Here is an 11704-nt window from a genome sequence, read left to right as displayed (position 1 = left end):
CTTTTGCGGGCTCATAAGGGCGCCTACGGAGCAATCGATGCATCAATCGATGCGCCAGCCGACGGCGGCACTCCCCGTCCCAGCAGCGCGTCGCGGTGCGCCGCCGTCTGCTCCCGCAGCGCCTGCACGAGGGCCGCCACTGCCGGCCGGCGCATCGAATCGGGCCGCAACACCATCCAATAGGGGAGCAGCTCCGCGAATTCCTCCGGCAGGAGCCGGACGAGGTCCGGATGCAGGTCGGCGGCGAAGCAGGGCAGGAACCCGATCCCGGCCCCGGCGCGGGTGGCCTCCACATGGACAAAGACGTTGGTGGAGCTCAGCCCGTCCCGCATGGCCGGCACCAGCCGCCGCGGGGCGTCCAGATCGTCCACCTGCAGCATCGAGTCGACAAAATACACAAGGGAATGCTCCGTCAGTTCCTTCACCGTGGCAGGCGTGCCGTACTCGGCCAGGTAGCCGCGGGAGGCGTACATCCCCAGCATGTACTCGCCCAGCTGGGCGGCTTCCGCACGGTGCACCTGCGGCTCCCCGACCACCACTTCGATGTCCAGGCCGGAACGCTGCTGCAGTGCCCGGCGCGTCACGGTGATGATCTCGACGCTGAGGCCCGGATGGTCGCGGCGGAGCCGGGCCACAGCCGGTGCGGCAATATAGGCGCTGAAGCCATCCGTTGCAGTCATGCGGACGACGCCGGTGATCGGATCCGGGGTGTGCCCGGGCTGCTCCAGGGTGCGCACGGCACTCTCCACCTGCTCGGCCACCCGTACGGCCTCGGCACCGAGCTCGGTGAGCTCCCACCCGCCGGACGCGCGGGAGAGGACCCGGCCGCCGAGGGCCTTCTCCAGCGCCGCAATCCGCCGCGAGACGGTGGTGTGGTTAAGCCCGAGAGTCTGGGCCGCCGTCGTAAATTTCGCCGAACGGGACACGGCGAGCAGGACCAGCAGGTCATCAGGATTGGCGTTCATATCTGCAATTCTGCACATACTTGGTGCCGGTTTGGCCATTGAATCGCCGCGAATGTGCAGCAATACTCAATGGAGCCATTTCAGTGCTGTGCGTCACAGCGCGTGTCACCGTGGACACTAAGGAGAATCAGATGAGCGTAAACGAACGCTCTGCAACATCGCCCGCCGCACCCGCATCCAAGGGTTCCGGGCTCAAGAAAATCGTCGCAGCATCGATGGTGGGAACCGTCGTCGAGTGGTACGAATTCTTCCTCTATGCCACCGCCGCCACCCTGGTGTTCGGCAAGTACTTCTTTCCCCCCACCGGCAACGAACTGGACGGCATCATCCAGGCATTCCTGACCTACGCCGTCGGTTTCGTGGCCCGCCCGCTGGGCGGCGTGGTCTTCGGCCAGATCGGCGACAAGCTCGGCCGCAAGCCCACCCTGCAGCTCACCATCATCATCATCGGTGTCTCCACCTTCCTGATGGGCTGCCTCCCGGGCTTCGCCACCCTCGGCTACCTGGCGCCGGCACTGCTGGTCTTCCTGCGCTTCATCCAGGGCTTCGCCCTCGGCGGCGAATGGGGCGGCGCTGTCCTGCTGGTCGCCGAGCACAGCCCCAACAAGTCCCGCGGCTTCTGGTCCAGCTGGCCCCAGGCAGCCGTACCCGTCGGCAACCTGCTGGCCACGCTGGTCCTGTTCATCATGTCCAACGTGCTTAGCTCCGCCGACTTCCTTAGCTGGGGCTGGCGCGTGGCGTTCTGGCTCTCCGCCGTGATCGTGTTCGTCGGCTACTACATCCGCACCCACGTCTCGGAGTCGCCCATCTTCCTCGAGGCCAAAGCCCAGATGGAAGAAGAGCAGTCCGTCAGCTACGGCGTCCGCGAAGTCATCCGCAAATACCCCAAGGGCATCCTGCAGGCCATGGGCCTCCGGTTCGCGGAAAACATCATGTACTACCTCGTGGTCAGCTTCGCGATCGTCTACCTGAAGAGCGTGCACAAGTACGACACCTCCTCGCTCCTGCTCGCCCTGCTGATCGCCCACGTCATCCACTTCCTGGTCATCCCGCAGGTGGGACGGCTCGTGGACAGCTGGGGCCGGAAGCCGGTCTACCTCGTCGGTGCCATCGCCGGTGCCACGTGGCCGTTCTTCGCCTTCCCGATGTTCGATACCCGCAACCCGGTGATCATCGTCCTGGCCGTCACCATCGGCCTCTGCCTGCACGCCTTCATGTATGCCGGCCAGCCGGCCCTCATGTCGGAGCTCTTCCCAACCCGGATGCGCTACGCCGGAGTCTCCCTTGGCTCGCAGGTCACCTCGATCTTCGCCGGTTCGCTGGCGCCGCTCCTGGCCACCCAGTGGCTCAAGGACACCGGCTCCTGGCTGCCGACCGCGATCTACCTGGTGGTCGCCTGCGCCATCACCACCGTGGCAGTGCTGAGCCTGAAGGAAACCAAGGGCATCGCACTGGAGGACGTGGACCGGGCCGACGCCGAACGCGAAGGCCTCCCCGTAGCGGCCATGCGCTGAGCTGCTTGAGTTGCTGAGCGGCCTGAGCCACTGGGCTGCTTGAGTTTTAGGCCGGCTCCAGCCACGCTGGAGCCGGCCGCCTCATCGAATTTTTGATATGGAAGGCAGAGTTATGGAACAGACGCTGAACGGACGCAAGGCCCTGGTCACCGGCGGAGCCGGCGGGATCGGCGCAGCCAGCGTCCGCGCCCTGGCAGCGCGCGGGGCCAAGGTGGTGATCGCGGATATGGACGAGTCCGCCGCCGCCGCGCTCGCCGACGATGTCGGCGGCACGTCCTGGGCGGTCAACCTGCTGGACGTGGAGTCCCTCGAATCGCTCAGCCTGGACTGCGACATCCTGGTCAACAACGCCGGAATCCAGCGCATCAGCCCCATCGAGGAGTTCGATCCTGCCGACTTCCGCCGCATCATCACCCTCATGCTCGAGGCGCCGTTCCTGCTGATCCGGGCTGCGCTGCCCCACATGTACGCCAACAACTTCGGCCGCGTCATCAACCTGTCCTCTGTGCACGGGCTCCGGGCCTCACCGTTCAAGAGCGCCTACGTCTCCGCCAAGCACGGACTCGAGGGCCTGAGCAAGGTAACGGCCCTCGAAGGCGGGGCGCACGGCGTCACATCCAACTGCATCAACCCCGGCTACGTCCGGACCCCGCTGGTGGAGGCGCAGATCGCCGACCAGGCCAAGGTGCACGGCATCCCGGAGTCCGAGGTGCTGGCAAAGATCATGCTGACCGAATCAGCGGTCAAGCGGCTCGTGGAACCCGAGGAAGTCGCCTCCCTGGTGACGTGGCTGGCCTCGGACGACGCCGGCATGGTCACCGGCGCCAGCTACACGATGGACGGCGGCTGGTCCGCGCGGTAGGCCCCGCCACTCAACACCAGCACGGGGTCACTTAGTGCCCATTCGGTGGGCATTGATGGGTGCTAAGACCCCGCGTTGTGCTGCTCCTGGATCAGGGTGCTAGTCCTTGTTGCCCACCAGGGCCAGAGTGCTGCCCAGCCCGATCATCATCACGCCGCCGGTGGTGCTGAGTGCGGCGATCCGGCGCGGGGAGCGGGCGAACCAGTGCCGGGCCGTTCCCGCTGCGAGGGACCAGGTACTGTCTGACACCAGGGCAATCAGCAGGAAGACCACGCCCAGGGTTCCGAGCTGGACAGGAATCGCGCCGGCGGAATAGTCCACAAACTGCGGAAGCACGGCCACGAAGAACACAATCGACTTGGGGTTGGTCGCACCCACAATGAAGCCCTCCCGCAGCACCCGCGCGGTCGAGGACGGCCCGGCGGAGGACGCCCCCGCCGTCCCGTTGCCACGGTGCCGGATTGCCTGGATTCCGAGGTAGACAAGGTAGGCGGCGCCGGCGAATTTCACCACGCTGAACAGCAGCAGGGACTGGGCCAGCACCACCCCGACGCCCAGGGCCACCGCGGCGATCTGCACCAGCTCGCCTGCCGCATTCCCCGCAACGCTCAACAGGCCGCCCCGGCGGCCCAGGGCAAGGGTCCGTCCGATCACGAACAGCACGCTGGGCCCCGGGATGGCGATCAGGACGAAGGCGGCAAGGGCAAAGGCCAGGAGGTTGGCGACTGGAACCATGCCTGATCTTAACCCCGCGGGGCCGCTCGCGGCAGGCGCGCCGGGGGATCTCCCGGCAGACCGCCCGGCAGACCGCCCGGCAGGCTGCCGGGCAGCGTGCCGGGCGGCCGTGCTACCGCCCGGCGGGGACCTGCGGCAGCTGGGCCGTTTCGTCGGTGAGTTCCGCCCGCACCCGGCCGTGGCCGCGGACCCAGAGCCGGTAGGCAACCACCAGGACGCCCAGCCACACGGCGCCCACATACAGCGCCACCCGCGTGTCCTCGAAGGCGCCAAGGATCACGATCACCAGGGCCATGAACGCGATGGTCAGCACCGAAGCGGCCGGCCACCACGGTGAGGGGAACTCCGACGCCGGGAGGCCCTTGCGGGCGATCTCGCGTTTCATGGCGACATGGGAGGCGAGGATCATGGCCCAGACCCACACAGTGGCGAAGGTCGCGATCGAGGCGATCAGCAAGAAGACATCCTCCGGGATCACGGCGTTCAGGACCACGCCCACCAGCAGGATGCCCGTCATCATCACCACGGTCATCCACGGCACCCCGTGGCGGGAAACCTTGCCGAAGCTCGCCGGGGCGTGGCCCTGCCGGGCCAGGCCGAAAAGGATCCTGCCGGCACCGAAGATATCGCTGTTGACGGCCGAGAGCGCCGCTGTGATCACCACGGCGTTGAGGATGTGGGGCGCGGCCGGGATGCCCAGGCCGCTGAAGATCTGCACGAACGGGCTGCCGTTGCTGCCAATTTCGTCCCACGGGAACAGGCTCATCAGCACGCCGAGGGTCAAGACGTAGAACAGCAGGACCCGCACGGGCACGGTGTTGACGGCCTTGGGGATTACCTTTTTGGGATCGGCGGCCTCACCGGCGGTGATGCCGAGGGTTTCCACGCCGCCAAAAGCGAACATGACCACCGCGAAGGAGGCGAGGAGCCCTTCGAACCCGTTGGGGAACAGGCCCCCGTGCTCCACGAGGTTGCCCAGCCCGGGCGCCACCGTCGCGCCGCCGGCCTGGAAGCCGAAAACGATGATCGCCGCGCCGCCCGCGATCATCGCGATGATGGCCGCCACTTTGATGATGGAGAACCAGAATTCGAGTTCGCCAAAGACCTTGACGCTGAGCAGGTTCAGGGCCGCCAGGAAGAAGATGATGGCCAGGATCCAGACCCAGCGCTCCACGCCGGGGAACCAGAACCCCATGTAGATGCTGAATGCCGTGACATCCGCGATGGCCACGATTGCCATCTCGAAGACATAGGTCCAGCCGGTCACGAACCCGGCCAGCGGGCCCAGGTAGCGGCTCGCGTACTGGCCGAAGGAGCCTGACACCGGATGCCGCACCGCCATTTCACCCAGGGCGCGCATCACCATGAAAACTGCGGCGCCACCGATCATGTAGGCAAGCAGGACGGCGGGCCCGGCCTTCTGGATGGCGGAGGCGGAGCCGTAGAACAGCCCCGTGCCGATCGCCGAGCCCAGCGCCATGAAGCGGATGTGGCGGACGTTCAGTCCCCGGCTGAGTACGGAGTCGACGGCGGCGCCGACGGCGGTGACGGCGCCCCCGGCGTTGCCGTTGCCTGCTGCGTCGGGTGCCGTCTTCGTGGCGGTTTGGGCTTGTTGCATGCGAATACCTTCTCGTCATTGGGAGGGGGATCGCTATCCAGCAGACCATGTCCGGCCGTGCTGTGATGAGGCTCACGAGGACTTCGTGTCTTTGATTTCAGACTGTGCAGTGCCACGGCACCCGCTGCACGGCACCGGCACCGGCGGCGCCGGCCGCCGTCGTCGCCGGACCCCACCGGAAGTGAGCCGAACCTCTTGACACCGCGTCAGGTTTTCCTTAGAGCTTGAAGCCGCCGCTCGACCACGTCCTCCGGTACCCGACCTTGAAGGAGAAGCACCATGAAAGCGATCGTTCAGGATGTCTACGGTTCCGTTGAGGTGCTGGAACTGCGCGACGTCGAGGTCCCCGTCCCTGGCGATGACGACGTGCTGATCCGGGTCCGGGCCGCCGGCGTGGACCAGGGCGTCTGGCACCTCATGACCGGCCTTCCGTATTTGACCCGCGTGGTGGGCTACGGGCTGAGGAAGCCGAAGACCCGCATCCGGGGACGGGCCGTGGCGGGCCTGGTGGAGGCCACGGGGCGGAACGTCGTCGGTTTTCGGGCGGGGGACGAGGTGTACGGCACCTGCGAGGGATCGTTTGCCGAGTACGTGTGCGCCAAGGAGGACCGGCTCGCGCAGAAGCCGAAGAACCTCAGCTTCGAGCAGGCCGCCGCCGTCCCGATCTCCGCTGTCACGGCCCTCCAGGCGCTGCGCGACTCCGGCAGGGTCCGGGCCGGGCAGGAGGTCCTGGTCATCGGCGCGGCCGGCGGCGTCGGGGCATACGCCGTGCAGCTCGCCAAGGCGTTCGGGGCACAGGTGACCGGGGTGTGCAGCACCGCCAAAACAGACCTGGTCCGCTCGATCGGCGCGGACCACGTCATCGACTACAAGCACGACGACTTCGCGGACGGGGCCCGGCAATTCGACCTGATTGTCGACACGGCCGGCAACCGCCCGCTCAGCGTCCTCCGGCGGGCGCTCAAGCCGAAGGGAACCCTCGCGATCGTCGGCGGGGAAGGCGGCGGACGCCTGGCTGGCGGTATTGGACGCTCGCTTGGCGCGGCAGCCCTGTCCGTGGGTGTCGGCCAGCGGCTGCTGGGCGTCATGTCCACGGAGCGCGCAGAGGACCTTCGGGTCCTGACCGGGCTCATCGAGGCGGGCGCCGTGACCCCGGTCATCGGCAAGGTCTACGCCCTGGCGGACGCACCCGCGGCCATCCGGGACCTGCGCGAGGGCAAGGTGCGGGGGAAGGCCGTCGTTACCGTGTGATCGTCTTTGGGTGTGACCGTCGTTGGGTGTGACCGTCATTTTGGTGGCCGCGACGGCTACGGCGTCCCCGCCCGGAACCGGGCGACGTACTGCCGCTGCCACGGAGTCTCCACCGTCCGGCGCCGGTACTGGCGGCGCACGTAGGACACCGCCTGGCCGGGAGGGACACCATCCAGGATGGCGATGCAGGCCAGTGCAGTGCCGGTCCTGCCGATGCCCCGCCAGCAGGCCACTTCGACGCGTTCGGCCTCGGCCCGGCGCCAGGCCTCCCGGAACGCCTCAAGGGCATCCGGATGGTCGGCCGGCAGACGAAGGTCCGGCCAGAGCACCCACCGGGACTCCCACCCCACGGGCGGCGGCTTCTTGCCCAGCAGGTACACGCCGAACTCGGGCGACGGCCCCGCCGGAACCGGGTCGTGCAGGCCGCGGCCACGGATGAGCCGGCCGGAGGGAAGGCTCATGACGCCGTCTGCGGAAGCTTCCCACGTCTGCTTCATGTTCCAGATCGTAGTCTTTCCCGCCTTGTGTTGTCCGTGGGCCGCACCTGCCGCACTCTGGCCGGCAGTCAGCGGTAGCCGGTGGCATCTGCGGCGAGTCCGGCTTCCTGGACTTCCACGAGGTATCGCCAGCAGTCCGGCTGCGAGCCGTCGGCGTCGGTGAAGCCGTACTCGCGTGCCAGGGCCCCGGAGGAATAGGAGCCGCCCGCGCGGCCTTGCACGTTGGGGTCCGCCGCGAGGGCCGCGACCGCGCGCCCGACAAACAGCGGGCTTTCCGAGATCGCCGCAAAGTGCGGTTGCGTGCCTGCCGCCTCCCGCCAGTTCGCCTCGGTGACGCCAAAGTGTTCGAGCATCATTTCGGAGCGCATCCAGCCGGGCGTGAGGGCCAGTGCCGTGCACCCGGAGGACTTCAGTTCCTCGGCCTGGCTGAACGCCAGGCGGAGCACCGCGGACTTGACGAGGTCGTAGAACACGGAGACCCGGTAGTGCCGCGCGTTGTATTCGCGCGTGCCGTCGGTCATCTCCACCACGAGGCCGCCGGGCACGCGGGCAAGGAGCGGAAGCGCGAAGTGGCTCGTTATGAGGTGGGTGTCCAGGCCAAGGTGGAGCATCTCCAAGCCGGCGTTCAGATCGTGGGCCCAGAGCGGAGTGTTCCATTCAATGAGGTCCTCCCCGCCCCAGATGTCGTTCACCAGGATGTCCAGCCGGCCCTGCTCGGCCTCGATCCGGCGCACGAGGGCTTCCACCTGGGCTGCCTCGCGGTGATCGACCCCGACGGCGATGCCCTTGCCGCCCGCGGCGCTGACGAGGCCAGCCGTTTCCTCGATCGTCTCGGGCCGGTTGTAGTCGGAGCGGTGGCGGGAGGTCGTGCGGCCGGTGCAGTACACCACCGCTCCCGCTTCGCCGAGGGCGACGGCGGTGCCGCGGCCCGCGCCGCGCGTGGCCCCGGCGACGAGCGCGACCCTGCCCGACAACGCTGAATCCATGAACTTCCCTTCCCTCCGGACTATCCCTCCGGACTATCCCTCCGGACCGTCCGGCGATGGAGCGAATGGACTGCCAAGGTACTGCCTTGACCCGTCTCCTGGCCCATCCGAACATCGAGAGCCGGGCGGCGCCAGAGGCAGAAGGCCCCTGCCCTGGCAACAGGAGCTTGTCCGGAATCCCAGACAATGGATCCCGTGCGGGACTGTCAGCGGACCGCGGTAGGGCGCATGCTTAAGTACGGGATACCGGACACCGCCCGAACCCTGAAGAAGGATCCATGCCAGCCACCAGCACCGCCGAGAGCACCGCCGCAGCGACACAGCCCGCGGCAATGCCCGTTTTCCAGCCCGCAGTTCAGCCGCCAGTTCAGCCCGCCGCTCAGGCGCCAGCTCAGCCCGCAGTTCACCCCGCTGGGCCCGAAGCGCTTGGGGCGCCTGAGGCGCCGGCTGAGTCCGCCGTCGTCGAAAAGCCTGCGCCCAAAGCCGTGCACAGGACCGCCGGGGCGAAGGTGGCGTCGAAGGTGCCGGCCGCCGAAAACACCCTGCGCATCCTGAAGCTGCTGGCTTCCAAGCGCGGCCCGATGGCGGCGTCGAACATCGCCACGGCACTGGGGCTGCCGCGCTCCAGCGTCTACCACCTGCTCGGCGTGATGGAGGCGAACGGCTTTGTCCTGCACCTGCACGAGGAGCAGCGCTACGGCCTGGGCATCAGCGCCTTCGAACTCAGCTCGGCCTATTCCCGGCAGGAGCCTCTGTCCCGGCTGGGCCGGCCAATGCTCGCCTCGCTTGTGGATGTGATTGGCGAAAGCGCCCACCTGGCCGTGCTGCACGGCCGCGACGTGCTCTACATCGTGGAGGAGCGGGCCAAGAACCGGCCGTCCCTGGTGACCGACGTCGGGGTCCGGCTGCCGAGCCACCTCACCGCGAGCGGCCGGGCGATTCTTGCCGCGCTGCCGAAGTCCCAGGTGCGGGCTCTGTACCCGAACGCGGCAGCGTTCTCGGCCCGGCACGAGACCGAGTCGCCCATCATGAAGTACTCCGCCCTGTCCTCCCACCTGGACCAGGTGCGGCAGCGCGGCTACGCCACCGAGCATGGCGAGGTGACGCCCGGGTTCGGCTCGATCGCCGCCGCCGTGACCGACCACGTGGGGTGGCCCACGGCCGCCGTCGCCGTGACCTTCCTGGAGGAGAAGCTGCCCGCGGACCAGTGGCCGGTCCTGGCCGCCCGGGTCCGGAAGGTCGCCGACGAGCTCTCGATCCGGATCCACGGCCGCCCCTCCTGACCCCACCCTCTGACCGCCACCCCAGGTTGCGCTATCACTTAGAGCTCCCATTCGCCCGTTTTAGCAACCGGAAGTGATAGCGCAACGGGGGAGAACGGGGGAGGGGGAGGGTCTGGGATCCCGGACAGCACCCCTGCGATCGGTCTGTTTCCAAGGCCGTGAAGGGGCTTTAGTTGATACAGAACCTCATTCCTCCCGATACACCCGGCACAGAAGCAAGCTGGCACAGACGCCAGCCATCCAGACACCATCCAGCACCATATCCAGCAACAAAGGAGACCCTCATGGCACCCGCCGATTTCACCACCGGTGCCCGCCCGGTCAAAGCTGCCCGCGGCACCGAGCTCACCGCCAAGAGCTGGCAGACGGAAGCCCCGCTGCGCATGCTCATGAACAACCTCGACCCCGAGGTCGCCGAACGCCCCGATGACCTGGTGGTCTACGGCGGCACCGGCCGCGCCGTCCGGTCCTGGGCCGCGTTCGACGCCATCACCCGCACCCTGGAAACCATGGAAAAGGACGAGACCCTCCTGGTCCAGTCCGGCAAGCCCGTCGGCGTCTTCCGCACCAACGAATGGGCCCCGCGTGTGCTGCTGGCCAACTCCAACCTCGTCGGCGACTGGGCGAACTGGCCGGAATTCCGCCGGCTCGAGGCCGAGGGCCTGATGATGTACGGCCAGATGACCGCCGGGTCCTGGATCTACATCGGCACCCAGGGCATCCTGCAGGGCACCTTCGAGACCTTCGCCGCGATCGCCCGCAAGCTCACCGGGGACGAGAACGGCACGCTCGCCGGCACCCTGACCCTCACCGGCGGCTGTGGCGGCATGGGCGGCGCCCAGCCGCTCGCCGTCACCCTTAACGAGGGCGCCTGCCTGATCGTCGACGTCGACGAGACCCGCCTGCGCCGCCGCGCCGGCAAGCGCTACCTCGACGAGGTCGAAACCGACCTCGACACCGCGATCGCCAAGGTCCTGGCGGCCAAGGAAGAGCGCCGCGGCTGGTCCGTGGGCTACGTCGGCAACGCCGCCGAAGTCTTCCCCGAGATCCTGCGCCGCCACAACGCCGGCGAGCTCACGGTGGACATCGTCACGGACCAGACCTCAGCCCACGATCCCCTGAGCTACCTCCCCGAGGGCATCACTGTCGAGGAATGGCACCGCGAAGCCGCGGCGGACCCGGAAGGCTTCACCAAGAAGGCCCAGGCCTCCATGGCCAAGCACGTGCAGGCCATGGTCGAGTTCCAGGACGCCGGTGCCGAGGTCTTCGACTACGGCAACTCCATCCGCGACGAGGCCCGCATTGGCGGCTACAACCGTGCGTTTGAGTTCCCCGGCTTCGTCCCGGCCTACATCCGCCCCTTGTTCTGCGAGGGACTCGGGCCGTTCCGCTGGGTTGCCCTCTCCGGTGACCCCGAGGACATCGCCGTCACGGATGCGGCCATCAAGGAACTCTTCCCCGAGAACAAGCACCTGCACCGCTGGATCGACGCGGCGCAGGAACGGGTCGAGTTTGAAGGCCTGCCCGCCCGCATCTGCTGGCTGGGCTACGGCGAACGCGCCAAGGCCGGCCTGCTGTTCAACCAGCTCGTCAAAGAAGGCAAGGTCAAGGCGCCCATCGTCATCGGCCGCGACCACCTCGACTCCGGCTCCGTCGCCTCCCCGTACCGCGAAACCGAGGCCATGGCCGACGGCTCCGACGCGATCGCCGACTGGCCGCTGCTGAACGCCCTGCTCAACACCGCCTCCGGCGCCACCTGGGTCTCCATCCACCATGGCGGCGGCGTCGGCATCGGCCGCTCCATCCACGCAGGCCAGGTCTCCGTCGCCGACGGCACCGACCTCGCCGCGGAAAAGCTGGAGCGCCTGCTCACCAATGACCCCGGCATGGGCGTCATCCGCCACGTCGACGCCGGCTACGACCGCGCCGTCGAGGTCGCCAAGGAACGCGGCGTCCGCATCCCCATGTCCGAGTCCCGCTAACAAAGCCCGCG

General features: G+C 67.9%; 10 protein-coding genes. 5 read left to right on the top strand and 5 right to left on the bottom strand.

The window, feature by feature from the left end; all coding sequences use genetic code 11:
• Nucleotides 1-23: 23 nt before the first annotated feature.
• Nucleotides 24-965, bottom strand: a complete 942-nt coding sequence (locus AC1DDO_RS06700) for a LysR family transcriptional regulator (RefSeq protein ID WP_476866958.1) — start codon at nt 963-965, stop codon at nt 24-26.
• A 131-nt stretch (nt 966-1096) separates the two neighbouring features.
• On the opposite strand from AC1DDO_RS06700, the gene AC1DDO_RS06695 reads away from it, so the two are divergent.
• Together AC1DDO_RS06695 and AC1DDO_RS06690 are read left to right on the top strand one after the other, a co-directional pair.
• Complete coding sequence (locus AC1DDO_RS06695; RefSeq protein WP_476866959.1) at nt 1097-2479, top strand: MFS transporter; 1383 nt, start codon at nt 1097-1099, stop codon at nt 2477-2479.
• 112 nt (nt 2480-2591) lie between these two features.
• Nucleotides 2592-3341: a 3-hydroxybutyrate dehydrogenase gene (locus AC1DDO_RS06690; protein ID WP_476866960.1), complete on the top strand. Its 750-nt coding sequence runs from the start codon at nt 2592-2594 to the stop codon at nt 3339-3341.
• Between the two features lie 99 nt (nt 3342-3440).
• Here AC1DDO_RS06690 and AC1DDO_RS06685 read toward each other — a convergent pair whose 3' ends face one another.
• Nucleotides 3441-4076, bottom strand: a complete 636-nt coding sequence (locus AC1DDO_RS06685; RefSeq protein WP_476866961.1) for a LysE family translocator — start codon at nt 4074-4076, stop codon at nt 3441-3443.
• Between the two features lie 112 nt (nt 4077-4188).
• The gene (locus tag AC1DDO_RS06680; protein ID WP_476866962.1) at nt 4189-5694 is read right to left on the bottom strand and encodes an amino acid permease; all 1506 of its coding nucleotides are present in this window, start codon (nt 5692-5694) and stop codon (nt 4189-4191) included.
• Nucleotides 5695-5973: 279 nt separating this feature from the next.
• Here AC1DDO_RS06680 and AC1DDO_RS06675 point away from each other — a divergent pair, with 279 nt between their 5' ends.
• Nucleotides 5974-6945, top strand: a complete 972-nt coding sequence (locus AC1DDO_RS06675; RefSeq protein ID WP_476866963.1) for an NAD(P)-dependent alcohol dehydrogenase — start codon at nt 5974-5976, stop codon at nt 6943-6945.
• 56 nt (nt 6946-7001) lie between these two features.
• Here the strand turns inward: AC1DDO_RS06675 and AC1DDO_RS06670 are convergent, their stop codons facing one another.
• Together AC1DDO_RS06670 and AC1DDO_RS06665 are read right to left on the bottom strand one after the other, a co-directional pair.
• Nucleotides 7002-7442 (bottom strand): protein-tyrosine phosphatase family protein, encoded by a 441-nt coding sequence (locus AC1DDO_RS06670; protein WP_441408154.1) that lies wholly within the window; start codon nt 7440-7442, stop codon nt 7002-7004.
• Between the two features lie 68 nt (nt 7443-7510).
• A complete protein-coding gene (locus AC1DDO_RS06665; RefSeq protein WP_476866964.1) occupies nt 7511-8428 on the bottom strand; it encodes an SDR family oxidoreductase in 918 nt (305 codons plus the stop codon).
• Between the two features lie 278 nt (nt 8429-8706).
• Here AC1DDO_RS06665 and AC1DDO_RS06660 point away from each other — a divergent pair, with 278 nt between their 5' ends.
• Both AC1DDO_RS06660 and hutU read left to right on the top strand, forming a co-directional pair.
• Nucleotides 8707-9711, top strand: a complete 1005-nt coding sequence (locus AC1DDO_RS06660; RefSeq protein WP_476866965.1) for an IclR family transcriptional regulator — start codon at nt 8707-8709, stop codon at nt 9709-9711.
• Nucleotides 9712-9995: 284 nt separating this feature from the next.
• A complete protein-coding gene (gene hutU / locus AC1DDO_RS06655) occupies nt 9996-11693 on the top strand; it encodes a urocanate hydratase (protein WP_476866966.1) in 1698 nt (565 codons plus the stop codon).
• The last annotated feature ends 11 nt before the right edge of the window (nt 11694-11704 follow it).

The organism is Arthrobacter sp. 10N43 (genome assembly GCF_056394525.1).
This window is presented reverse-complemented; position numbering and strand designations above follow the sequence as displayed.

Bases quoted from the DNA above. Each gene is read 5' to 3' on its own strand.
- AC1DDO_RS06700 (WP_476866958.1), bottom strand. From the start codon at position 965: ATGAACGCCAATCCTGATGACCTGCTGGTCCTGCTCGCCGTGTCCCGT.
- AC1DDO_RS06695 (WP_476866959.1), top strand. From the start codon at position 1,097: ATGAGCGTAAACGAACGCTCTGCAACATCGCCCGCCGCACCCGCATCC.
- AC1DDO_RS06690 (WP_476866960.1), top strand. From the start codon at position 2,592: ATGGAACAGACGCTGAACGGACGCAAGGCCCTGGTCACCGGCGGAGCC.
- AC1DDO_RS06685 (WP_476866961.1), bottom strand. From the start codon at position 4,076: ATGGTTCCAGTCGCCAACCTCCTGGCCTTTGCCCTTGCCGCCTTCGTC.
- AC1DDO_RS06680 (WP_476866962.1), bottom strand. From the start codon at position 5,694: ATGCAACAAGCCCAAACCGCCACGAAGACGGCACCCGACGCAGCAGGC.
- AC1DDO_RS06675 (WP_476866963.1), top strand. From the start codon at position 5,974: ATGAAAGCGATCGTTCAGGATGTCTACGGTTCCGTTGAGGTGCTGGAA.
- AC1DDO_RS06670 (WP_441408154.1), bottom strand. From the start codon at position 7,442: ATGAAGCAGACGTGGGAAGCTTCCGCAGACGGCGTCATGAGCCTTCCC.
- AC1DDO_RS06665 (WP_476866964.1), bottom strand. From the start codon at position 8,428: ATGGATTCAGCGTTGTCGGGCAGGGTCGCGCTCGTCGCCGGGGCCACG.
- AC1DDO_RS06660 (WP_476866965.1), top strand. From the start codon at position 8,707: ATGCCAGCCACCAGCACCGCCGAGAGCACCGCCGCAGCGACACAGCCC.
- hutU (WP_476866966.1), top strand. From the start codon at position 9,996: ATGGCACCCGCCGATTTCACCACCGGTGCCCGCCCGGTCAAAGCTGCC.